This window comes from Paenibacillus castaneae (assembly GCF_002884445.1).
In the GTDB taxonomy this organism is placed as follows: Bacteria; Bacillota; Bacilli; order Paenibacillales; family Paenibacillaceae; genus Pristimantibacillus; species Pristimantibacillus castaneae.
In genome coordinates, this window is sequence record NZ_KZ614144.1 from 5,644,088 (window position 1) to 5,665,752 (window position 21,665).

A 21,665-nucleotide genomic window follows, 5' to 3' on the forward strand; every position below is an offset into this window, starting at 1 on the left:
CTCGGTCCGTCATTATTTATACTTCAGGCGATTGACCATACTTATTTCACTGGATTTTTGCCTTTAGGTGCGTTACCGCCTTTAAATGCGATGCTGCCTCTAGACATATTCGCACTTTTTGGTCCGCTGCTGCTTTTCTCGCCTTCGGCACCTTTGCCTTCGGCACTTTTAGCACCTTGATTTCTGCCAAAAACTTTTTTCGCTAATTTTTTCTTCTCGCCTGCCTGCCAACGATTCCAGCCCTTCTTGCCTGTTCCTCGTCCCGTTCCGCCTTTGCCCTTAGCGTTGCTCATCTCATCACTCCATCATGCTTTCTATGTCGAGTTACCCGTTATACGTTTACATGAAATGTAGCCGCAGCATCTATTCAGATCCCTGTTCCTCGTTATCAATACTTATCATTATACCATTATTATGGGCTCTACGTTAGTGAGAGCTCATATTCATCTATTTTCTGTCAATCCTCTGTTCACCATCGATCGCCACTATAAGGGTTCCCTTATACTCTTTGTAGACATTATAATCGACAACCCCCATCTCTGTTCGCACTCCCTTACTGTCGATTGTTCCGTAAGAGTATTTTTCCAGCATCAAATTATCTTCATAAAAAACAGCTTCATTCAGCTTCGCGGGCTCCTTGCCACTCTCTCCATTCTTCCCCGTATTGTCCCTTTGCCACTTCACAATAGAAAGTCCATCTCCATTGATTTCTACATACCTGACTAATTGCTTATATTGTATCTGATAACGCAGAGCCTCTCCCTTCGGAAATACATAAGTAAAAGTGAAGCCTTCTCCGCTTGCGGCAATCTCCTTGTCATTAAAAATGTTCGGAATACGGAGCGCAGCCTCTCTCGCCTTATCCAAATCCCCGCTCATCAACACTTTGTAGTTTTCTTGCCCTGAAGGGGTCCGAACAATGACTTGGTTCGTATCCTTGTTATAAGTAACGGCGCCGCCTAATGTTTCAGCCAGGAAACGCAAAGGCAAATAAGTTCGTCCTTCCTTTATGATCGCAGGTGCATCCAGCTTAACGCTCTTCCCATTGACTTCAGCCGTACTAGCCCCCTCTTTAAGTCGAACAATCCTATTTTTTTCGGTATATTGAATGACTACCGACTTTGACGATGCTTCATAGGTATAGGTCAGCTTTTCCGGGTCATTATAGGCTTTCAACTGTACCATTGTTCTTCCGTTTACTTGCAATACATTCTCTTGCCTTTTTCCGTCGATATATACCTTTAATGACGTTTGCGGCGCAGCTGCTACTGTAGCTCCTGACACCAGCATCCCCATAATGCTAAGTAAAGATAAAGCTCCTTTTAACCATCTCATCAAAGGCCACTCCTTTATTCTGATTTATAACATCTATTTTTAAACGATATGCTATTCGTTTTTGTTTCAATTACGTGGTACTATTTATTAAATTTATAAATATTAGGGAATGACTGTCCTATAGAAAAGGATGTGTATAGGATCGCTAATGCAATGGGCTTTTCGTTTGCCGGGTTATTGCCTATGATTTTGTTCATTCTTTATGGTGTTATTATTTTACTTGTTATTACCAGCCTCTACTTGTTCATAAAACTCGCGCTTCGAGCTATACAGGCTCTGGATATTCATCTGGATGAAAAGAGAAATAGACGATTGTAAATGATCAATGAACCTCGATTGGAATTATTTAAAATAAAATACAATAATGAGGGATAAAACATGGAAAAAATAATGGATCCAGTTACTAATCTGGTTACAGAAATCTATGTACATGTGAGTAATTATGAGAATGCGATGGACTGGTATATGAATGTGCTAGGGATCGCTAGAAATGAGCATGGTGCTTTAGAAATGGATGGAGCACGAATACTGCTTATTGAATCCGATAAGAAGAACCCGACAACACATGCTGTATTTAGTTTATTTTCGCCAGATATTAATCGTTCACACGAATTATTAAAGTCAAAAGGCGCTGAGGTAGATGATATTTACTACTGTCCGTATGAAAAAACAACCAGTTTTCATGTAACAGATACGGAAGGTTATCTCATCCTCATCAAGGATTGTTAATGATTCTCGCCGTGATGAGGAACAAAGGAGATTCGAACAATGGAGCATGAAGTAGAAATACAGAAGCTTAAAGAGCGATTGGATACAATAGAGAGTCTACTGCAGCATAAACCGAAATCATCCAATGCTTTAAAGTTTGTTATCGGATTTATTATTGTTTTTATACTTCTCCTAATCACGATTGGCGTTATTCAATTTATAGCAGCCTCTTCGTCTTAGGAGTATTTCAGCCGTATTGAACTAATATTGCTTTTCTATGTTGGTTACGGACATGAGAGCCGTTATTCGTAGGTTTTCGTAGCATTTGGGTGAGTTACGGACATGAGATCCGCTATTTCCCTCGGCTGGGGTAATAATTGATGTTTTTCACACAAATAACGTCCCTGATGTCCGCAAGCTTCCCGAAAAAGGCAGTTTTGGAGTAAATAACGGCTCCTGTGTCCGTTAATCCAACATCTACTGTAATTCTATCAACACTATAATCAGCAGAAGGCTGCCGATGTGCATCGACAGCCTTCTTTATTCATTGAACGGAATGTCTAGTTCTGATCAGAAGGATACTTTAATCCCCACTGCTTTCTAATCGTGTCTAAAGTGGTCATAATAGCAAGTGTTTCCTCCAGAGTCATTGTCTCGCTTTCCATTCTGCCTTCTCTCAAGCAGTTCATCGCTTCTTCCGCTTCATAGGCATAGCCTTCAGCTTCGCGATCGCATACAAAGCTCTCAGGCTCTTCATTCGCAGCATGAAGAGAAGCCGATTGGCCAAATAGAAAGTTCGGAATATGAATATGCCCTTTTGTACCATAGATATAGGCATCGTTAACCATATCGAGCTGAACCGCTCCATTCAGAGCTGCTGTTCGTCCACCTTCATATTCAAACAATAAGGAAAATTGCTCATCTACGCCTGTCTCGCCAATCTTAGCACTGCTCATAATTTTGGCAGGCTGTGTGCCAAATACCATGGAAGCGAATGAAACAGGATAAATACCGGCATCAAGCAGCGCTCCACCGCCAAGTGCAGGATCGAGCAAACGGCTTTCTGGCGCCCAGCCCATATTGAAACCAAAATCTGCCTTCAGCATGCGCACTTCGCCGATCTTGCCTTCTGCGAGCCATTCTCTTACCTTGCGAATAGGAGGCAAGTAACGCGTCCACATCGCTTCCATTAGGAACACTCGGTTTTCTTTGGCATACGAAATCATTTCATTCGCTTCCGCCGCATTCATCGTGAACGGCTTCTCGCAAAGGACCGCTTTTCCCGCACGCAATAAAGTAAGCGTATTCTCTTTGTGCGCTGGATGCAGCGTACCGATATAAACAATATCAACCTCGGGATCAGCGGCCAGCTCTTCGATGCTGCCATAAGCGCGCGGAATTTTGTATTCCTTCGCGAAACGTTCCGCCTTCTCTAGGCTCCTTCCACCTACTGCGACCAATTCTGCACCTTCAGCAAAAGCCAAATCCTTCGTAAATTTGGAGGAAATCCAGCCTGGACCCATAATTCCCCACTTAATCGTTTGCAGCGCCACTCATTATCCACTCCTTTTAATAGAATGATTCCTATCTTCATTATAAAGAACTTATCCTAAACAGTATAGTTTTTCCAGCTGCTGCTTTATGTCATTAACGTTTAATCCCCTCTATTCTTGGGTACTGTTATATTAACCCCAGCAAATAGTTTTGGGAGTATGTTATTGAAAGGATGATCAAAATGAACAAGCATATGGATCTTCACCAAACAAATGAGACGGTTCCTGAAACCGGAAAATACATCTGTGCCGTCGGAGAAAAAAAAGAACTCCAAGAAGGCGACAAATTCCCAGCGTGTCCGGTATCGCATAAACCAACAACATGGAGACATGCCGATCATGAGCATAAAACGGGAGACAAGGTAACTGAGTCAGGGAATTACGTTGACGGAGACGGAGAACGCATCGAGCTTAAGCACGGCGATACTTTTCCGGCGTGCCCGAAAACCGGGAATAGCACCTCATGGAAGCATGCCTGAGCGTATTTCGCTAGTTTAATCATCATATAATGATAGATAGTCCCCTTCATGTGTAACGGGGGACTATTTGGCGTTCATACGGGAGACGGTTTGGTTACGGCGAGGAATACATTATAGGAAATGATAAAGAGGCTGCCCGCTTATTCAAGCTGCAGCCTTTTTATCTAGCGCCAATAATGATTTAATGAAATATATCTGATGCTCCAGCTTGAATAAATAATGCTTCTGCCTCAACCTCGGTGTTTTCTTCGGATTCCGTTATAAGCAAATAACGCCCTGCTTCCACAGCTTCTCCACATTCCTTCGCATAATCGCCAGGAATGCCGATATCACGCATTACGCCTTTAGTGGCCCGCTCGTCATCCCGCTTCAAACCGCCCACTATAATGCCTCCGGGGGCAGGCCCTGCTCCCGTTGCACCTGTTGCAGAGTATCCGCCTGCTCCAATCGGAGCAACTCCTATAACGCCGCCTCTTCCCTGAGCATCTAGTATTTCATACATTTCCTCCACAGGAATATCCGTTTGCGCGGTCAGAATTGGAGCTGATTCCTGATTTTTTACGACGATTCGAAGACTATTATGTGCATGAACAGCTTGAAAGAGTTTGATTGCTTCTAGAACCTTCTCTTCATTCTGGAATATACCAATGGTTACCGTCATTGTGAGCCCTCCTCTTATTCTTACCCTTATACGAGCTTACAACCTGTATACCCGCTAGAGGATGCTTTGAATCGAATGATGGTGAGCCCTAAATATTTTTTTCAACCAGCGGTTGAATGTATTTATAGTGGCTATTGATAACCATTCAACCAATAACTGATTGGCTTAGACTATGCGCTGTGTTACGTTAGAGAGAGCAAATCGCGCGCTTTACAGACCATTTTCTAGGAGGAAGCCTAATAATGAATATGCAAAAAATTGGAGCATTTATATCCGTATTAAGAAAGAATAAAGATTTTACTCAGGCTGAATTAGCGAGCAATCTTAATGTAAGCCATCAAGCTGTTTCCAAATGGGAACGTGGAGAATCACTGCCGGATATTGGACTTCTACCGATTCTGGCAAATCATTTAGACATTACGGTTGATGAGCTGTTGAACGGTCAACCGGCTCTAATGCCCGTTCATTCTACTTCAATATTAGAAGAGGCAGCAGCCGATTTCTCCTTTGCTTGGGAAGCGAACGCAACTGCTCCTTCCTCCGAACAAACCAGCCAGCAGCCTATTACGTTAGAACATATTGTGAGCCTAGCGCCTTTTTTGGCTAAAGAAACCTTGGAAACGATGGTAGAAGGAATGGACGGCGGGGTTAACGGGCATGCATTGAACGGATTAGCTCCTTTTATTGGACGAAAAACATTGGAGCGTTTAGTTGGTCAGATGTCAAAAGACTCCATTGATATGCGGCAAGTAACCGGTCTTGCTCCATTTCTGGGAGAGGATGTACTGGAACAATTAGTGGATCTAACTGCTGAAGAAAGTATAGACTGGGAGGTCATTCAAGCATTGTCTCCCTTCTTAGGAGGTACTGCGTTATCTCAATTGGCCCATAAAGCAAACAGCAACGCCGTGCCCGATGCTGCAAATCTAATCGGATTAGCCCCTTTTCTCGACCAATCTGATTTGGTAATTCTCATCGAACAGGTAGATAAAGCTCGGCTGCTGCCATCCCATTTATCAGCCTTGGCCCCTTTTTTGCCCGCTCAGCTGTTGAATAGCCTTATTCTGAGCTTCAAAATAAACGCCGAATAGAATGCAAACAGATGGCGGTGCAAGATGTTCTTGCACCGCCGCCTGCAATTGGTCTGTTATTTTAAAAAGGCATCTCTGGAGCAGGAGCAGCTATAAACCCCGTTTTGACACCTTTCTTAAACCCTATGTTTTCATAAAATAATAACGTTCCTTCTTCTGCTGAGCCTGTAAGAAGCATTACCTTATAACAATTTTGCTCCCAAGCGATTTGTAATGCTCGTTTCAATACTTCTGATCCGTAACCCATTCTTCTGTAATTCTGATGCGTAACCACATTTTCAATCCACCCATACGGACGTGCATTTCTTGTTAAGTTTGGAACGATAACCAAAACACAAGATGCTACTAAGCTGCCTTCTCTTTCAGCCACCAAATAATGCATATTAGGATCTTTATATATTCGCTCCCATAAGGATTCTAAATCATCTACGCAAAGCTCAGGGTCATTCGTGTGTAAATGTTTGTACAAATCTAATAATTGCGCCAGTTCATTTCGATGGATAGGTCTAATAACAGCTTCATTGTTCATATCCCAACCAGCTCCCCAACTTCGGACGTATATTCTTACCCCTTGTGTCGTATAACGGTACGTGAGATAACATCATAAATCGTTTGATTATTTTTGTTCCATATGGGGCTTATCAAATAGAAGAATACAAGCCCGTAAACTGCTACCAGCAATATATTAAGTACATAATCAGGATAGCAAGAAGGAATAACCATATGCCAAATCGTAAAGTGAGCCAGTTCCCAAGGAATAAATTTAATGACTGAACGGAACAGAGCGGGCCCGTATCCGATGGGTTTTCCATTTATGCCTGCTACCCTAATTCCCATTTTTCGTTTTCCCCAAGTCGCGTGCGATTTCGAGCCCTCACATAAAGCAAAATAAAGATATACAGGAAGAGTGATCAATACAAACCCCGTAATCTCCGCCGAAATGGGATCTGCCTCGAAGAGGGGAGCTAGCAGCGGTCTTGCTACATAAGATACTAAGACCAACAGAATGAGATAACCTGAAATGATCAGATAATCCCACAAAAAAGCGATGACACGAGTCCCAAACGATACACGTTTGGGATGTGTATTTATTTGCTCCCCCATAATTTCCATCTCCTAATAGTTATTCTGGAGCCTTCTCCCTCGTTCGGAACCTTCTCATTCTATTCATTCCATATCGTAATTAGCCGCGTTCATTCAGAGACCAGACCAGTTCTTAACGAATCGATCATGCAGGTAGAAGGCAGAGGGCTGGGGTAAGTAAAGTTAGCGGACACAGGAGACCTTATTTGCTTCAATAACCCCTATTTCAAAGTGCTTACGGACATCAGATTCGTTACATGTACGGAAAAGTATCAAATATAGCCCTGCCAAGGGAAATAGCTGAACTCATGTCCGTAAGCCTAACCACAACCCATTAAAACTTACCAATAACGGCTCCAGTGTCCGTAAAACAAAAAAATAAGCAAGCTATCGGGAAGCCTGCTCAACTTGTTACTATTATTCTGGAAAGATTCTACATAAATAGCTATTATCCTTCTTTATCCATCCCCAAATGAAAGACCTTTTGCAGCGAGTGCGCGACGGATTGTATCTATCGCTTTTGGTCCCATACCATGCAGCTGCAATACCTCGGCCTCGGTGAGTTTGCTGATCTGGTCAAGACGCAAGTATCCAGCATTTATAAGCGCTCGTTGTGCCGGCTTGGATAGACCTGCCGAAAGATCCGCTTCTAAATCATTGGTGGTTGCTTCCTTACTTGTTTCCTTTGCCATATTAGAATCACCTTTCCAAATAATTGATCTATACACTTACCAAAATTCACTTTACGCCTGCCCTTGCAATTGTTTCACAACAACAGCGTACTGCTCGTACCATTGCTGCCATTCATCTTTGGGAAATTCCATCACATGGCCATCCAGCAAAGCGGACAATAGATCGAGGCAAATATGCCATCCTGCCAAGTCTTTTGATGTATGATCATTTATTGAGCTGATGTATTCCTTCAACACCAATAGAGAGCCTTCTGGCTTGGGAGTTAATTCGAAGCGAACATGATCATTTCCCCATGTGAACTCGAGGACTGAATTCGGCTGACAGTCCGTAATCTCAATATCAATATATTTCCCCGTACCATCCTTCATATCAAATTTGATTACTCCGCCCTTTCGGAGTTGCTCAACTTGGAGATTTGGCATCCAAATGGCCAATTTATCATTTTCAGTTAAGGCAGCCCATACGCTTTCTATAGAATACTGTAATGTTCGATCAAATTGAGCAAGGTAACCATCATTCGTTTTTTGTAGCGATGCAATCATTTTTATTCCTCCTTCAAGTAATTTGAGTCTAATGCTTAGCGTATTCATACAAGTTAAAACCCGAATATTTTACATAAATCCCTTCTTGGATGAGCTTCTGATTCTGAGGCTCAATTCCGAATGAAAAGTCAGCATTCGGACCGTTTCCCGTTTGGCCAACACCGATATTATCCATATTTATATCATACAAAACAATATCGTCAAATGAACTTATTGTAGTGAATGTACCATCTTCATTAAAAATACCGTTATATAAAAAATCTCCGCCTGCTGCGTTCATCTTAAAAGTAGTATGCAAGCTAAAATAAATATCATTCCCTCTGTTCCACACTTGATCGAGATAAATTCTAGTATGATTTGTTTCAAAAACTTTTATTTTTAGTTCTTTCCGTTCGTCGGGACCAAATGCAATCCATTCCGGTTTAATGAAAATTTCAATAGGCAGCCGCTCGGATTTTAGAGCCAGCGAATAGCCGTCTCTTTGAATAACATGATTTAATATCCCTTTATCCGAATAAATAGCTGTATATTGATCATAACCCAGATATATTAAGATGCTTGTTAAAAAAATAATGAGTAGTACTTTGTTTTTCATGATTGCCCCTTTCCAGCTTTAATTTATCAATCTTATATGTATTCGCGTCTTCCATTGTTTATCCTGTGAGATCATATGAAATGGGTAATAGTGGTATAATTAGGTAATTACTTATTAAGGGGGATGCTATATCTATGAATAACGTAGGGATTTTGGGTGTAATTATGCTAATTGTCGTTTTGGGTTTGATTATTTTATTTGTGATATCATTTACTCTATTTATAAAGAAACTACTAAATAACTCTTCTCAGAAGGGTAGTAGTTACGTAGACCTAGAAAATAGGCTTGAGAGAATAGAGAATAAATTGGACTTTATACTAGAAAAGATTAAATCGACTTGAAATGACGCGTCATCTTTAAGCGTCTGCACTAAACATTTAAGGGTACCCAAAATTGGGTACCCGTTATAATTCGCCCTATAATCGATTCGGAGGAACAGCTCCGTTTCAGCTTTGTAAGTAGTGTTTCGCCAATCAGCCAATCACTGCTTCTTCGGTCGGTTCAAGAACAAGGAGAATACGATCCCGATTATGGTGATGTACGTCGCCACTAAGAACGCATCGTTAATACCTCCGATAGTGGACTCCTTGGCAGCGAGCCCTCCAAGGATCGACATGGCATAGGCGCCACCGACCTCCGTTGGAAGTCCAGCCATTGCCGTTATGCCTGCATTAAAGCTGCCAATCGTTTCAGTTGCAATCGCATTATTCAATGTCAAATTGTTCGAGTAGTTAACGAGATGCTCGGTCGTACGGGTCGACATGACTGTAACGAGCAAGGCGGTTCCAAATGAGCTGGCTACTTGTCGCATCGTATTCGACACGGCGGTTCCATGACCCTTCAGCTTTGGCGACAATGCATTCAGGCCTTCCGTCATGATCGTCATCATGATGAAAGATACGCCGAAGCTTCTTAGCGCATAGAGCAGCATCACATGCATGTAGGCGGACGAATCAGTCAATTTCGTAAATTGATAAGTGGTTATTGCCGTTATCGTGAGTCCGACAAGGGCTAAGGGACGAACGCCGAACCGATCGAACAACATACCGGAGATTGGGGACATGATTCCCATGAGCAAAGCGCCCGGAAGCAAAAGCAAGCCGGATTCCAGAGCCGTATACCCGCGTATGTTCTGGATATATATCGGAAGCAGCAGCATAGCCCCGAACATAGCCATGTTCACGACCATACTAACGAGAGTGGACATTGTAAAGGTGAAATTCGAGAACACCCTTAAGTTAAGCAAAGGCGAGCTTATCGTAATTTGCCTAAAGACGAAGAAGATTAATGCAACCAGACCAATTATGATGGTTACTAAAACAATGACATCTCCCCATCCCTTGCTTCCCGCTTCACTAAGTCCATACAATAGCCCTCCGAATCCAATAGTTGAAAAAACAGCACCCAGCCAATCTAGTTTGGGATAAGTCAGCTTTAGTACGTTCGACAAATATTTAAAGGTTAATAACACTTCAACAACGCCAAGAGGAACCATGACGAAAAAAAGGATTCGCCATGAGTAATGCTCCACCATATAACCTGCAAATGTAGGACCAACGGCTGGAGCGAACATCATGGCAATGCCCATCATGCCCATGGCTCTCCCCATTTTTTCCGGTGGGAAAATTCGCAAAAAGATATTGGTTACAAGCGGCATCATAATGCCAGCCCCGATTGCCTGAACGATGCGTCCAAAGAGAATGATCGAGAAAATGTTGCCGATTCCGCAGATTAATGACCCTATCGTAAATAAGGACATAGCAGCTGCGAACAATAATCGGGTGGAGATTGTCTCCATCAAAAAGGCGCTGATTGGGATCATGATAGCATTAGCCAACATGAACCCAGTTGAGAGCCATTGGATCGTCGTAGTGGACACATTCAAGTCGTTCATCATGTGAGGAATTGCGACGTTGACCATTGTCTGGTTCAAGATGGCGATGAACATGCCGCAGATGAGAACCGTAATGGTGGGGGCTATACTCCGCTGTTCTTCCATGGTACACCCCCTATTTGTGAATTCGGACTGTGGCGCTCATGCCGGGGGCAAGGGTAAGCCCTTTGTACCCATCGAGTTTAATGCTGATCGGGATAACTTGCGTTACTTTAGTGTAGTTGCCCGTTGTGTTGGAGGTCGGCAGAAGAGAGAACGTCCCAGCTGTTGCGAGACCAATTTCTGAGATCTTTCCAGTGAGTGTAGTTCCAGAATAGGCATCCACATACACATCTACGGATTGATTCACTTTTATATCGTTAATCTGTGTTTCTTTAATATTAGCGGTCACCCAAAGGTTATCCAAATCATAGGCACGAGCTAATGTTACACCAGCTCCTACGATGGAATTGACGACAACGTTCTGCTGGACAATCGTTCCTGTTGCTGGTGTATTAATGTTCACTGTACCTCTGTCGGAACGCACGGTGCCTATGGTTTGTCCGGAACGGAAAGTTTGACCTACGCTGCCGTTCCAGCTGGAAAGTGCGCCCGATTCTGAAGCAGCTATAGCTACAGCTTGGCCATCCACTTTCGCGTTGTCCGTGGTGATGTAGTTGATGGATTGGTTGTAATAATAAATTGCTGCCCCACCTCCTGCCACGATCAGCAGAATAACAATCACATTGATTATTACAAGATTTGAACTTTTCATGGGTGTTATTTCCTTCCTGGACATGCCAATACTTTTGGGATTTGGAATAGGTTCTCACGCATTCCATCTTATTATTCAAAAGGATTATGAAGCAGAATATTAAGCAACAGATGGAGGGATAATGGAATAACCAAACACCGTAGGGGGTTAAAAATGAACATCTATATAGTTTATGACAGCGAAGATGGCCATACGGAAGCTCTTGCACATTCCATTGCTCAAGGTGCTCGGGGGGTGCAAGGCGCAAGAGTGCATCTGCATCATGTGGAACGGGCCGATCCGAAAGATCTGGATAAGATGGATGCAATCATATGGGGATGCCCCGGTCATTTCGGAAGCATTAGTTCTGGACTCAAAATATGGATCGACAAACTAGGTTATTTGTGGGCAAATGGTAAATTGGTGGACAAAATTGGTGCTGTCTTCGCAACAATTGCAACAGAGCATGGCGGCATAGAAACAACTATGCTGAATCTGATTACTCCTATGCTTCATCAGGGGATGATCATCGCAGGTTTGCCTGCCAACGTACCCGAGAACGTGCTTTACGGCTCTTACTATGGTGTAGGAATTACTTGCCGCTTAGAAGATTCACCGGAAGATCCACCGAATATGCCTTCCGAGGAAGATCTTGCTCTAGGCCGGGCATTAGGCAAGCGGGTAGCCCTTCTGACCGCTAAATTTATCGGTGAGCGAGGTGAATAATGAATGCTGGTTATCGGGTACGGGATAGCGGCAATCATCGTCATTGTGCTCTTGGTTGTGTTCAATATGCGGACGGTCTCAAAGCGTCCTAAAGAAGTGATAGAAGATGAACCGATTATATCAGTGGTGGAAGCCGCGTTTCCTGACACAAAGAGCTCGGAGGAGGTTAGTGAGAGCGAAGTTTCTGCTAACAACAATCGAGGTGCAATAATCCCCGCTCGTTCCGGGAAGAACGATCAAAGCTTCCGAAGCGGACTTCGCAATTTGAGGATGACACCGGAACAGCCAACGAAGGAACCGGATCGTAGGGATGATTCTGCAAAAATGAAAGACTCTGACTACCGGAATGCTATGCGGAATTTGCATAAATCCAACGAGGATAAGGATAAAGATTGAACCGAAAAGCAAAAAAAACAACTAATAGCATCAACTCTCCAGGAACAGGTAGTTTGAGTAAGGGGACCCAGCGGGTGTCCTTACTTTTTGGCATGGAATTAATATGGGGATTGTATGACTTGACTCAACCGAATCTATATATTATTAATTGATTTAAATTGTTCTCCCCCTTGTACTCGCCAGTGTCCAGCATTATATTGGAAGGAAATAGGGGGGGAGAAAATGACAAATAAAGAAAAAGCAATTATACCCATAGAAACTATTCAAACCATAATGAACCGTCATTTGGGCAGCGCAACCGATGCAATCACCAATGTCAAAGGCGGTAATTTCAGCAGCGTTCATTCCTTTAACCTGAATGAGCAAGAGTATGTCATCCGATTTGCTCCTGCTGAAGACTCTTATATAAACGAGCCATTTATTGCGAATCTGCTTTCTTTACAAAATGTTCCCTACCCTAAGGTGTTCGGCATAGGACGGGAAGAAGATTTTGATTATTGTATCTCAGAACGTGTTAGAGGAATCAGATTTGCAGATTTACAGCCAGAACAGAAAATCGCCGTACTTCCGGATCTTGTGAAAAATATGACGACTATGAATCAGGTTGAATTAGGACCACTAATAGGGTACGGCTCACTGGATGCTAAATATAATGGGCTGCATCATTCATGGGATTCATACATTAAAGCCAGCTTTGGTGAGGATCATAAGGGAGCATTCTGGGAAAATTGGTACAGCCTCTTCAACACATCCTGCTTGGAGCGCGATGTGTTCAACGAATGTTATGCACGCTTGCTTGCGTTCAGCAAATACAATGAGCCGCATCGGCATTTCGTCCATCACGACTGCCATGAATGGAATATACTATCGGATGGACAATCGATTACCGGTATTATGGACAGCAACTGCATTTATGGCGACTTCCTAATTGATATAGCGACGATAGAAACCGCGGTTCCCGGCAAAGATGTGGCGGAAGCTTTCCGGCTCCATTACGAGGAAATAGGCAAAGAAATTATTAATTTCAAAGAACGATTAATAGGCGCACGGTATTATAAAGGACTGGACGGCTTACGCTACTTCGCGAAGATGGGCTGGGATCATGCTTACAGAGAGCTCCGTGATAAACTTTTGTCTTTGACTAAGTGACAAGCTGCATTGCAAAGAGGACGCCGCATTCCCCGGCGTCCTCTTTGCTTATGCCATAATTTTAAATCACTGCACCCGCTTGCCCTTTCGGACGAAATCTGAAGCCTAGCAGCGCGAAGGCTAGGAAAGCAGCGCCCAAGAACAGAAATATACTGTGCACAGATACATAACGAATACCGAAACCGCCTAGCGTCGGACCCATGATGCTCCCAATGCTGAAGTGGATCGAGGCAATGACATTAGCCGCCGGCAGTATGGATCGCGGCAAAATATCCGCTGCATATGCAAGTCCTAAGGAATAGAATGATCCGACCACACCGCCAGCTATTGCGAATAGCACGAACAGCAATACGATATTGTCACCAGCGGCAGGGATCGCGAAGAAAACAAGCGAGCCTATTATTCCGCACGTTATCAAGATCGGCTTACGCCCAATCCGGTCGCTCCAAATGCCAAGCGGCAGCTGCAGAATGAGTCCGCCTACCCCAAATGCCAATAGCAGAAGGGATATCCAATGCTGGCTCAGATGAATGCGCAAGCCGTACAGCGGGAAGTTGCTGTTCATGGAAGCCTCCATCAATCCGTACAGGAAGCCTGGTATGAGCACAAACCACGCGACACGGTAGGTAGTCACGAACCGATTCTCAGTCGCAGCTCCCTTCGCCATCTGTTCAGGCATCTCATTCTTCATTCTTAGCACGAGCAGCAGCACGATGACGAAAAACGAACAGGTTACAAAGAATGGAACCGCCCTGCCGAGCGGCAGCAAATTAATGCCAAGCGGTCCTATGCTGAAGCCAAGTCCATATGACATGCCGTACAAGCTGATAAATTTCCCGCGGCGATCTGCAGGGCTGGAGCTTACAATCCATAGCTGAGTCGAATAATGGAGTGCGCTGTCACCCACGCCGACCAGCAGCCGCAAGACGAACCAGATTGCTAGCGAATGAGTGAACGGAAAGAGCAGGCTGGAACAGGTGACTAGTATGATGCCTGCTAGAATGACTTTTTTGTAACCAAAACGCTTGACCGGCCTCTCCACGAAAAACATGGTGCAGAAGATTCCAATATACATGGCCGCCGAGTTAATGCCATTCATATCCGAGGATACACCGGAGCTCTCCAGCATAATGGACAACAGCGGCAGCAGTAGTCCTTGGCTCATGCCCGCCACAACGACAACTAGAAGCAAAGTAATTAAACGATAGCGGAAAGAAAGCGAAGCTGAAGCAATAACATCTGATGACAAACCAGTTACACTCTCCTTGCAATACTATTATTCTGATTTTCTCCTTTCACATTGTATACCCCCCAGCGAGACCTGACAACCGCTCTTTCATTGCCAGCTTGCTTGGGCGGCTCCCCTATCAATAAGTCTATTTATACGCTGGATAATTCCAACGAGTTTTTATATTTCCGCAAAGAGCTTGGATTTTAAAGTATAGTAGTCGAATAACTGCCGAGTAGATGCACTTCATGTCCGAATGTTTCTAAAATTTTCATAGCTTTAGCCATACGTTGATCCGTTTGTGCAGCCTCCGTTTCGATTAAAAAACGATAATTCCCTAATTTTTTGCCTGTTGGTCTGGATTCAATCCATGAAAGGTTAATAGCCAGCGCCGAGAACACGTTCAGAATGGAGGAGAGTACACCAGGAAATTCATCGCTTGGCGTTATTAACATCATTGTTTTCTTTTGCTCAACATTTTCCGATATGTTCTTGCTAACGACCACAAAACGGGTATGGTTCGCGGAGTGGTCTTGAATGTCGCTATCCAGTATTTTCAACCCATATTGCTCAGCTACCTGCCTGGAGGCAATTACTGCTGCTTCATTGTTTTTTGTTGCTTTGATCAATTCTCCGGCTCTCGCGGTGCTGTCTGTATATTCAATCTTGAATCCATGTCTCTTAATGAATTGTCTGCATTGATTAATGGCTGGGCCTATAGATCTTACTGTCTGAACCTCTTCTATGCTGCACTCCTCATTGCCCATTAAATGAAGCGACACTTTAAATATAAGATCCGCCTCAATAAATAGGTTGTACATTAACAAACCATCCACTGTCATGTGAATGTTGCCTGCGATTGAATTCTCAATAGGCACAATGCATTTATCGACATCTTCGTTGCTGACGGCTTCTAATACATCCGATATGGAATCATACATATGCCAGCTTGTTTGATCCGAAAAAAACTGATGAGCTGCTTCCTCTGAAAATGTCCCTTTAGGCCCTAAATAGGCAACTTTAATCATACACAAAGCCCCTTACTTTTTTGAACTATTATACCATTCCGCCTGTGCGCGGAACATCGACGCATATTCCTTGCCAGCGGCAAGCAGCTTATCATGTGAACCGTCCTCTACTATCCGTCCGTTACGCAATACAATAATACGATCTGCATAGCGAGCCCAGCCAAGCCGATGGGACACAAATAGTACCGTCCGTCCTTTCGCCAATTCGCGGAAAGAGTGGTACAGCTCGCTCTCATGCTGCGGATCGAGAGCAGCCGTCGGCTCATCGAGAACAAGCAGCTTAGCGTCACGCATCGCTGCCCTTGCGATGGCGAGCCGCTGCCACTGGCCGCCGCTCAACTCTCGATCGCCTTCCATCAGCATGCCAACCCCCGCATCTAGTCCTCCTATCATACGCTCCAGCTCATCTGCTCCTCCTAACCGCAGATTACGGCGTAGTAATTCTTCATTATGCAGCTCATCCACGAGTCCGAATGCTACATTATCCCGCACAGTCGTTTCGTAACGAACAAAATCTTGGAATACAGCAGACATCGATTTTCTAAGCTCCTTCGGCTGCAGATGTTTGTAGTCTGTATCATCCCAAGTAATTCGGCCGCTTGATGGCGGTATTAAGCCAAGCAAAATTTGCGCAAGCGTGCTTTTGCCTGCTCCATTCTCTCCGACTAATGCAACCACTTCACCCGGGTTCAGCGTAAGCTGTATATTCTGCAATACGGGATTATCGCTGCCTGCATATTTGTAAGTAACCTTCTCAAAAGCAATTCGCCCTGTACCTCCAGGTTTTAGAAGGGAAGCCTCCAATGAGCCTTCACCAGATCGATCTCTAAGCTCCGACGCACCATCCCTATCCGCCTCCGAGGGCTCTCTCAAAAATTCCACTAAATCGAATAGGCTTGCACCTTGAATGTAAATTTTACCGATCGGAAATGCCATCGCAGAGGATATCCCATAAGCTCGCCGCATGGATTGAAATACAATAATGAATACTCCGGCTGTTATAATTCCTGATTTCAGATGAAGCGCCATCCATACGATGGCTCCGAACAGCCCTGCGATCTGAAGAGCGGATACCAGCATACCTCGGCGTATCTCTCTTCGTCTCGCATTCATCCGAAGAGAGAGCGCGCTGCTTGTCACGTCCCTCCACTTGCCTATTAGATAATCGATCGATCCTGATATTCGCATATCCCTAATCGTCGCAGGCTCCGTAATCAATTTTCGCAAGTAGTCAGACTGTCTTCCAGAGCTCGTCAAATCCCGGTTCAGCCTTCGGACCACGATATCTGATTCCAGCCTAATTGCGAAGGATACGAGAAATACGACTGCTAGCAGAAGTCCAATTACAATATGTGAAGACGATGCAACAATAAGCAGTCCCAATAATTCAAATAGCATACTAATGATAGCCATTATATTTTGCAGAAATCCGAATAAATTCGTAGCAGCTGCTGTCTCTGCTCGTTGGAGTCGATCATAATACGAGGAATCATTGATCCGCTCCAACGAAACACTCACCGCACGTTCATGTATCTGAGCCTGTACATGCATCGATGCACGATCACGAAGTCTGGAATCGGTCATGCTCTGTAAGGCGGAAAGCACTGCACGAATGATGGCTGCACCTGTAAACATGATTAAGGCGGGAAGAGCTAGCGGCAGCATATTTGCCCAATCCTTCCCTGTCATCCCTCCGACGAAAAGGTCAACCAGATTTTTTTGAGCCGAATAGCTTGGGATGATCAACAATCCAGCCAATAAAGGAATGCACAGCCATACCGATGTTAACACAGGCATACCGCGCCAAATTTTATATAGTAATAGAAAAATACTCCGTCCCAGCGCAAGGCGACGAGTTTTTTTGTACATCCGATCACCTCCATTAGTAAAGGAATAACGGCATGCTTTATCCATGCCATTTTTTCACCTATACCAAGACGCTTGCAGCTCGAACATTCGGCTGTATTCACCCTGCTGGCTCATCAACTCATTATGGGTACCTTGTTCAATTAGTCTGCCGTCCTTAAGAACCAAAATCATGTCTGCCAGCCTCGCAGCTCCCAGCCTATGAGTTACGAGCAAAGCCGATCGTCCTTCCGTTACCTGCAGAAATAAATCGAACGCTTCCTTCTCAGCTTGAGGATCAAGCGCAGCAGTTGGCTCATCATAAAATACAAACCCTGCTTCACGAAGCAAAGCTCGAGCGGTCGCTATTTTTTGCCATTCACCGCCAGAGGGCTCGATGCCGCCGAAAGCGCCGCCTAGCTGCTGGTTTAATTGCTGAAGCTTACTGCCAGTAAGCTTCAGCTTAGACTGCAGGAGTGGATCGTTCTGAATCTCCGACCGTTTTCCAAGAGCCACGTTCTCCCGCAGCGTTAATTGAAACCGAGTGAAATCCTGAAACACTGCAGACATATTCGCAATTGCTTCTGCTCCACTAAGCTGCTCTCCTTCGCTATTACTCCAAATCAGTTCTCCTTCATCAGGTGCATATAAGCCCGTAAGCACTTTAATTAGCGTTGATTTGCCCGAGCCATTATCACCAACCAATGCAGCTCGGCAGCCGCGAGGAATCGTGAAGCATACTTTTTTGAGTGTGTCGTGATTGGTTTGCGGATATCGGAAGCTCATATTTCGGACTTGCAGGACCACACCTCCTGTAGAAATGGAAGGAATCTCATCTGAAATTTCATCGAGCAGCATATAGGCATTAAAGTCTTCCCATCGCATATGTTGTCTCTTGAGCGACACTCCCTGCCCTATTAAGCCGGGCAGCTGAGAGAGCAGCAAGGTTAAGGCCATAAATAATAAAGAAAATTCACCTGCGCTTAGCTTACTTGCTCCCGGCAGCAGCACTAGCAACGCAATAAGCAACCCGCTAACGAATGCCAGCAGCAGCTCCGGCCCGATCTTGCGAATCTCGGTGGAACGGGCAGCGTGCCATGCTTCTTGCGTTTGTTCCTCATATAAGGAGTTCCATCGTTTCGCGAACAAATGACCTAATCCGAACAAGCGTATTTCTTTGGCAGCTTGCCGCTTGGTCATGAGCTCAGCATAATGGCGAATCAGCCTGCGATTGGAGGTCTGCTTCCGAGAAAGAACCTCCAGCTTTGCCGCTGATTTGACTGAGACGAATGCCAACAGCGCTGCTGCCGAACATGCGGCGATTACCGGGAGAAACTGTCCGTAAGCGAACATAATTGCGATCAACAAAGCAGATTGAACGGCAGCCTGCAGCAGTTGAATGCCGGATTGATACGTATCATATAGAGAAAATTGCATAGCTCGTTCACGAAGGTCCTTGACGCTTGGCGCTTCGATCGAAGCTAACGGAAGGCGGGCTGTTTTCTGCAATAGGAGCAGCTGCTCCTCAAGCGTTCCGATCTCACTTAGGCGCGTCATTGCCATAGGAATCTGAACACCAAGCCCAATATTTTGAATAAACAATAATAAGGATAACCAAGCCGCAGCGGCTAGAATAGACGCGATTGAATCGGATGCGCTCCAAATTCCAATGCGGTCTACTAGCAGCTTGACCAGCCACAGCTCTGCCGGCAGAAGGGGTGCAGACAAAAGCAGCGCCGCTGCCAATACGATGACAGGCCGCCGCTCGATCTTAAACAATATTTTCGCGGCATTATAGAAGCTCTTGCTATAATTTTCTATGGCTCCTCACCCCAGATGGTATGACATGATTATTCGGTTCCGCTGATCAGCCTAACCCATAATACAGAAAATATTGTAAAAATTATAGACTTATAATGATCCATGATTTATAGTAATAGTATAGGTAATCGGTAACGAGACCCTCTGCTTAAAGTCACTCAAAAATACATATATGTATATATAAAAAAGGCGTGCAGACTGGAATTAGTCTGACACGCCTTTTTGTTTTCGTATGTCCAATCAGCCTTTTGGCTTTATCATTAGACTTGCCAAGAAGGAGAAAATGATGGCTGCGGATATACCGGCACTCGTTACTTTAAAAATACCCGTAATGATTCCAATCCAGCCGTCTTTGTTCAATTCTGTTAAAGCGCCATGAACGAGCGCATTGCCAAAGCTAGTGATCGGCACAGATGCTCCTGCACCTGCGAATTCGATCAAGGGCTCATATAGGCCTAACCCGTCTGCCACTGCTCCGGCAACAACAAGCAGTACCATCGTATGAGCAGGATCTAGCTTAAATACATCAAAGCAAATTTGTCCGAATAAACAAATGGCTCCGCCAATAATAAAGGCCCATAAAAAGATCATATTACTTCCCTCCGCTTTCAATCGAAACTGCATGTGCGATGCAGGGAATGGTTTCACCTTGCTGGAAAGACAGTGGAGACAATAAAGCTCCTGTAGCAACGACCAGAATGCGGTTGAGCTCATGATTTCGCACTTTTTTCAACAAATGCCCATAAGTAACGACAGCAGAGCAGCCACAGCCGCTTGCGCCTGATTGAACCATCTGCTTGTCATAATCATAAATCATCATGCCGCAATCCTTATATTCCGTCTGCTGCATAGGAATTTTATGTTTTTTGAATAAATCGCGGGCAATTTCATAACCAACTTTGGACAGATCACCAGTAACAATCAAATCATAATGGCCGGGCTCAATTTGAAGGTCACGAAGATGCGCTTGAATCGTATCTACTGCGGCAGGCGCCATGGCTGCCCCCATATTGAAAGGATCAGTGAGGCCCATATCAACAACCCGGCCGATGGTCGCAGAAGTTACGTAAGGTCCATTTCCTTTCTGTGATACGACGCTGGCCCCTGCTCCCGTTACCGTATATTGAGCGGTGGGAGGCTTCTGGGAGCCGTACTCGGTTGGATAACGGAACTGCTTCTCTACAGACGAGTTGTGGCTCGATGCACTTGAAAGCACATATTTAGCTGAACCTGAATTAACAAGATTGGCGGCCAGCGCTAAGCTTTCCATTGAAGTAGAGCAAGCCCCGAACATCCCAATATACGGAATAGATAAGGTCCGAGCAGCAAAACTCGTGCTGATGATCTGATTCATCAAATCGCCGCCGAGATAGAAATTTATCTTTTCTTTCGTTAATCCAGCGTTCTCTATAGCCAGCTTGGTCGCTTCCTCCAGCAGAGCTCTTTCTGATTTCTCCCAGCTGTCCTGACCTAATTGAATATCACCATGGATAATATTAAAATCATTAGCCAAGGGGCCTTGACCTTCAAACGGTCCGACGACAGCGGCTGCTCCAAGAAGCGTTGGCCGTTTCTCAAAAATCCAGCTTTGATGACCTTTCAGCATATGTTTATCCTCCCACTGCAGCAGGATTAAATATCCAATGAAGGATACCGACAACAAAAGCGGCTACCGTGCCGAAAACAATAACAGGCCCTGCAACCTTAAACATTTGCCCCCCGACGCCCAGAACAAAACCTTCACTTCGATGCTCCAGTGCCGCTGAGGCCATTGAATTAGCAAAACCGGTAACGGGAACAGCCGTACCTGCTCCGGCCCACTGCGCGATTTTATCATAAACGCCAAGACTGGTTAGAATGACGGAAATGATGATTAATACAGCAACTGTCGGGTCTCCCGCTTTCTTCTCCGTAAAGCCGGCCCAATGGACGAACATCTCTTGAATAATTTGACCAATGAAACAGATTGCGCCCCCAGAAATAAAGGCTCGAACACTATTTTTGAAAACAGCTCTTCCCGGTTCCCTTTTTTTCGCCAGCTCTTGATATTCCTGCTGTACAGGTGTTAATTTCTTCTTCTTGTTATTTGCCATAAGTACTTACCT

General features: G+C 44.6%; 25 protein-coding genes and 1 pseudogene. 8 read left to right on the forward strand and 18 right to left on the reverse strand.

Annotated features, from left to right (window positions below; all coding sequences use genetic code 11):
* Positions 1–214: 214 nt before the first annotated feature.
* A pseudogene (locus CEF13_RS29765) lies at positions 215–293 on the reverse strand (DUF3934 family protein); the annotation flags it as partial.
* Between the two features lie 154 nt (positions 294–447).
* A complete protein-coding gene (locus tag CEF13_RS25290; RefSeq protein ID WP_102715117.1) occupies positions 448–1,335 on the reverse strand; it encodes a copper amine oxidase N-terminal domain-containing protein in 888 nt (295 codons plus the stop codon).
* A 378-nt stretch (positions 1,336–1,713) separates the two neighbouring features.
* Here CEF13_RS25290 and CEF13_RS25295 point away from each other — a divergent pair, with 378 nt between their 5' ends.
* Together CEF13_RS25295 and CEF13_RS25300 are read left to right on the forward strand one after the other, a co-directional pair.
* Positions 1,714–2,064 (forward strand): VOC family protein, encoded by a 351-nt coding sequence (locus CEF13_RS25295; RefSeq protein WP_102715119.1) that lies wholly within the window; start codon positions 1,714–1,716, stop codon positions 2,062–2,064.
* Positions 2,065–2,103: 39 nt separating this feature from the next.
* Complete coding sequence (locus tag CEF13_RS25300; protein WP_102715121.1) at positions 2,104–2,283, forward strand: hypothetical protein; 180 nt, start codon at positions 2,104–2,106, stop codon at positions 2,281–2,283.
* A 320-nt stretch (positions 2,284–2,603) separates the two neighbouring features.
* Here the strand turns inward: CEF13_RS25300 and CEF13_RS25305 are convergent, their stop codons facing one another.
* Positions 2,604–3,596: a Gfo/Idh/MocA family protein gene (locus tag CEF13_RS25305; protein WP_244917127.1), complete on the reverse strand. Its 993-nt coding sequence runs from the start codon at positions 3,594–3,596 to the stop codon at positions 2,604–2,606.
* 182 nt (positions 3,597–3,778) lie between these two features.
* On the opposite strand from CEF13_RS25305, the gene CEF13_RS25310 reads away from it, so the two are divergent.
* Positions 3,779–4,075, forward strand: coding sequence for a YjzC family protein (locus CEF13_RS25310; protein ID WP_102715123.1), 297 nt, complete (start codon positions 3,779–3,781; stop codon positions 4,073–4,075).
* Between the two features lie 181 nt (positions 4,076–4,256).
* On the opposite strand, the gene CEF13_RS25315 is transcribed toward CEF13_RS25310, so the two are convergent.
* A complete protein-coding gene (locus CEF13_RS25315) occupies positions 4,257–4,736 on the reverse strand; it encodes a hypothetical protein (protein ID WP_102715125.1) in 480 nt (159 codons plus the stop codon).
* A 242-nt stretch (positions 4,737–4,978) separates the two neighbouring features.
* Here CEF13_RS25315 and CEF13_RS25320 point away from each other — a divergent pair, with 242 nt between their 5' ends.
* A complete protein-coding gene (locus CEF13_RS25320) occupies positions 4,979–5,827 on the forward strand; it encodes a helix-turn-helix domain-containing protein (RefSeq protein WP_211297048.1) in 849 nt (282 codons plus the stop codon).
* Between the two features lie 61 nt (positions 5,828–5,888).
* Here the strand turns inward: CEF13_RS25320 and CEF13_RS25325 are convergent, their stop codons facing one another.
* The 5 genes from CEF13_RS25325 to CEF13_RS25345 all read right to left on the reverse strand — a co-directional run bounded on the left by CEF13_RS25325 (position 5,889) and on the right by CEF13_RS25345 (position 8,740).
* Complete coding sequence (locus tag CEF13_RS25325; RefSeq protein WP_102715127.1) at positions 5,889–6,356, reverse strand: GNAT family N-acetyltransferase; 468 nt, start codon at positions 6,354–6,356, stop codon at positions 5,889–5,891.
* A gap of 35 nt (positions 6,357–6,391) precedes the next feature.
* Positions 6,392–6,931 (reverse strand): RDD family protein, encoded by a 540-nt coding sequence (locus tag CEF13_RS25330; RefSeq protein WP_102715129.1) that lies wholly within the window; start codon positions 6,929–6,931, stop codon positions 6,392–6,394.
* A gap of 437 nt (positions 6,932–7,368) precedes the next feature.
* Positions 7,369–7,602, reverse strand: coding sequence for a helix-hairpin-helix domain-containing protein (locus CEF13_RS25335; RefSeq protein WP_102715131.1), 234 nt, complete (start codon positions 7,600–7,602; stop codon positions 7,369–7,371).
* A 51-nt stretch (positions 7,603–7,653) separates the two neighbouring features.
* The gene (locus CEF13_RS25340) at positions 7,654–8,145 is read right to left on the reverse strand and encodes an SRPBCC family protein (RefSeq protein ID WP_102715133.1); all 492 of its coding nucleotides are present in this window, start codon (positions 8,143–8,145) and stop codon (positions 7,654–7,656) included.
* A 28-nt stretch (positions 8,146–8,173) separates the two neighbouring features.
* Positions 8,174–8,740 carry a hypothetical protein gene (locus tag CEF13_RS25345; RefSeq protein ID WP_102715135.1) on the reverse strand — a complete coding sequence of 189 codons (567 nt, stop codon included), beginning with the start codon at positions 8,738–8,740 and terminating at the stop codon, positions 8,174–8,176.
* Between the two features lie 164 nt (positions 8,741–8,904).
* On the opposite strand from CEF13_RS25345, the gene CEF13_RS25350 reads away from it, so the two are divergent.
* Entirely contained in the window at positions 8,905–9,081 is a 177-nt protein-coding gene (locus CEF13_RS25350) for a DUF4083 family protein (protein ID WP_243864786.1), read from the forward strand.
* A 140-nt stretch (positions 9,082–9,221) separates the two neighbouring features.
* Here the strand turns inward: CEF13_RS25350 and CEF13_RS25355 are convergent, their stop codons facing one another.
* Both CEF13_RS25355 and CEF13_RS25360 read right to left on the reverse strand, forming a co-directional pair.
* Positions 9,222–10,739 (reverse strand): DHA2 family efflux MFS transporter permease subunit, encoded by a 1,518-nt coding sequence (locus CEF13_RS25355; protein WP_102715140.1) that lies wholly within the window; start codon positions 10,737–10,739, stop codon positions 9,222–9,224.
* Positions 10,740–10,749: 10 nt separating this feature from the next.
* The gene (locus tag CEF13_RS25360; RefSeq protein ID WP_102715142.1) at positions 10,750–11,388 is read right to left on the reverse strand and encodes an HlyD family secretion protein; all 639 of its coding nucleotides are present in this window, start codon (positions 11,386–11,388) and stop codon (positions 10,750–10,752) included.
* 153 nt (positions 11,389–11,541) lie between these two features.
* Here CEF13_RS25360 and CEF13_RS25365 point away from each other — a divergent pair, with 153 nt between their 5' ends.
* The 3 genes from CEF13_RS25365 (at position 11,542) to CEF13_RS25375 (ending at position 13,638) form a co-directional block, all read left to right on the forward strand.
* Positions 11,542–12,093 carry an NAD(P)H-dependent oxidoreductase gene (locus tag CEF13_RS25365; protein ID WP_102715144.1) on the forward strand — a complete coding sequence of 184 codons (552 nt, stop codon included), beginning with the start codon at positions 11,542–11,544 and terminating at the stop codon, positions 12,091–12,093.
* A gap of 3 nt (positions 12,094–12,096) precedes the next feature.
* Positions 12,097–12,489: a hypothetical protein gene (locus CEF13_RS25370; RefSeq protein WP_102715146.1), complete on the forward strand. Its 393-nt coding sequence runs from the start codon at positions 12,097–12,099 to the stop codon at positions 12,487–12,489.
* 222 nt (positions 12,490–12,711) lie between these two features.
* Entirely contained in the window at positions 12,712–13,638 is a 927-nt protein-coding gene (locus CEF13_RS25375; protein WP_102715148.1) for a phosphotransferase family protein, read from the forward strand.
* A gap of 61 nt (positions 13,639–13,699) precedes the next feature.
* Here CEF13_RS25375 and CEF13_RS25380 read toward each other — a convergent pair whose 3' ends face one another.
* From CEF13_RS25380 to spoVAC, 7 genes are all read right to left on the reverse strand, one after another.
* Positions 13,700–14,887 (reverse strand): MFS transporter, encoded by a 1,188-nt coding sequence (locus CEF13_RS25380; RefSeq protein ID WP_243864767.1) that lies wholly within the window; start codon positions 14,885–14,887, stop codon positions 13,700–13,702.
* 185 nt (positions 14,888–15,072) lie between these two features.
* Positions 15,073–15,894 (reverse strand): prephenate dehydratase, encoded by an 822-nt coding sequence (gene pheA / locus CEF13_RS25385; protein WP_102715150.1) that lies wholly within the window; start codon positions 15,892–15,894, stop codon positions 15,073–15,075.
* Between the two features lie 12 nt (positions 15,895–15,906).
* Complete coding sequence (locus CEF13_RS25390; RefSeq protein WP_102715152.1) at positions 15,907–17,763, reverse strand: ABC transporter ATP-binding protein; 1,857 nt, start codon at positions 17,761–17,763, stop codon at positions 15,907–15,909.
* A gap of 54 nt (positions 17,764–17,817) precedes the next feature.
* Complete coding sequence (locus CEF13_RS25395) at positions 17,818–19,518, reverse strand: ATP-binding cassette domain-containing protein (RefSeq protein WP_102715154.1); 1,701 nt, start codon at positions 19,516–19,518, stop codon at positions 17,818–17,820.
* Positions 19,519–19,800: 282 nt separating this feature from the next.
* Positions 19,801–20,151: a stage V sporulation protein AE gene (gene spoVAE, locus CEF13_RS25400; protein ID WP_102715156.1), complete on the reverse strand. Its 351-nt coding sequence runs from the start codon at positions 20,149–20,151 to the stop codon at positions 19,801–19,803.
* A gap of 1 nt (position 20,152) precedes the next feature.
* The gene (spoVAD, locus tag CEF13_RS25405) at positions 20,153–21,166 is read right to left on the reverse strand and encodes a stage V sporulation protein AD (protein ID WP_102715158.1); all 1,014 of its coding nucleotides are present in this window, start codon (positions 21,164–21,166) and stop codon (positions 20,153–20,155) included.
* Positions 21,167–21,170: 4 nt separating this feature from the next.
* Positions 21,171–21,653 (reverse strand): stage V sporulation protein AC, encoded by a 483-nt coding sequence (gene spoVAC / locus CEF13_RS25410; protein ID WP_102715160.1) that lies wholly within the window; start codon positions 21,651–21,653, stop codon positions 21,171–21,173.
* Between the last annotated feature and the right edge of the window lie 12 nt (positions 21,654–21,665).

Excerpts from the sequence above, each read along its gene's own strand:
- CEF13_RS25315 (WP_102715125.1), bottom strand. The coding sequence starts at position 4,736 with ATGACGGTAACCATTGGTATATTCCAGAATGAAGAGAAGGTTCTAGAA.
- CEF13_RS25290 (WP_102715117.1), bottom strand. The coding sequence starts at position 1,335 with ATGAGATGGTTAAAAGGAGCTTTATCTTTACTTAGCATTATGGGGATG.
- CEF13_RS25325 (WP_102715127.1), bottom strand. The coding sequence starts at position 6,356 with ATGAACAATGAAGCTGTTATTAGACCTATCCATCGAAATGAACTGGCG.
- spoVAD (WP_102715158.1), bottom strand. The coding sequence starts at position 21,166 with ATGCTGAAAGGTCATCAAAGCTGGATTTTTGAGAAACGGCCAACGCTT.
- spoVAE (WP_102715156.1), bottom strand. The coding sequence starts at position 20,151 with ATGATCTTTTTATGGGCCTTTATTATTGGCGGAGCCATTTGTTTATTC.
- CEF13_RS25370 (WP_102715146.1), top strand. The coding sequence starts at position 12,097 with ATGCTGGTTATCGGGTACGGGATAGCGGCAATCATCGTCATTGTGCTC.
- CEF13_RS25365 (WP_102715144.1), top strand. The coding sequence starts at position 11,542 with ATGAACATCTATATAGTTTATGACAGCGAAGATGGCCATACGGAAGCT.
- CEF13_RS25335 (WP_102715131.1), bottom strand. The coding sequence starts at position 7,602 with ATGGCAAAGGAAACAAGTAAGGAAGCAACCACCAATGATTTAGAAGCG.
- CEF13_RS25350 (WP_243864786.1), top strand. The coding sequence starts at position 8,905 with ATGCTAATTGTCGTTTTGGGTTTGATTATTTTATTTGTGATATCATTT.
- pheA (WP_102715150.1), bottom strand. The coding sequence starts at position 15,894 with ATGATTAAAGTTGCCTATTTAGGGCCTAAAGGGACATTTTCAGAGGAA.
- CEF13_RS25355 (WP_102715140.1), bottom strand. The coding sequence starts at position 10,739 with ATGGAAGAACAGCGGAGTATAGCCCCCACCATTACGGTTCTCATCTGC.
- CEF13_RS25345 (WP_102715135.1), bottom strand. The coding sequence starts at position 8,740 with ATGAAAAACAAAGTACTACTCATTATTTTTTTAACAAGCATCTTAATA.
- CEF13_RS25340 (WP_102715133.1), bottom strand. The coding sequence starts at position 8,145 with ATGATTGCATCGCTACAAAAAACGAATGATGGTTACCTTGCTCAATTT.
- CEF13_RS25320 (WP_211297048.1), top strand. The coding sequence starts at position 4,979 with ATGAATATGCAAAAAATTGGAGCATTTATATCCGTATTAAGAAAGAAT.
- CEF13_RS25360 (WP_102715142.1), bottom strand. The coding sequence starts at position 11,388 with ATGAAAAGTTCAAATCTTGTAATAATCAATGTGATTGTTATTCTGCTG.
- CEF13_RS25375 (WP_102715148.1), top strand. The coding sequence starts at position 12,712 with ATGACAAATAAAGAAAAAGCAATTATACCCATAGAAACTATTCAAACC.
- CEF13_RS25300 (WP_102715121.1), top strand. The coding sequence starts at position 2,104 with ATGGAGCATGAAGTAGAAATACAGAAGCTTAAAGAGCGATTGGATACA.
- CEF13_RS25390 (WP_102715152.1), bottom strand. The coding sequence starts at position 17,763 with ATGTACAAAAAAACTCGTCGCCTTGCGCTGGGACGGAGTATTTTTCTA.
- spoVAC (WP_102715160.1), bottom strand. The coding sequence starts at position 21,653 with ATGGCAAATAACAAGAAGAAGAAATTAACACCTGTACAGCAGGAATAT.
- CEF13_RS25295 (WP_102715119.1), top strand. The coding sequence starts at position 1,714 with ATGGAAAAAATAATGGATCCAGTTACTAATCTGGTTACAGAAATCTAT.
- CEF13_RS25330 (WP_102715129.1), bottom strand. The coding sequence starts at position 6,931 with ATGGGGGAGCAAATAAATACACATCCCAAACGTGTATCGTTTGGGACT.
- CEF13_RS25310 (WP_102715123.1), top strand. The coding sequence starts at position 3,779 with ATGAACAAGCATATGGATCTTCACCAAACAAATGAGACGGTTCCTGAA.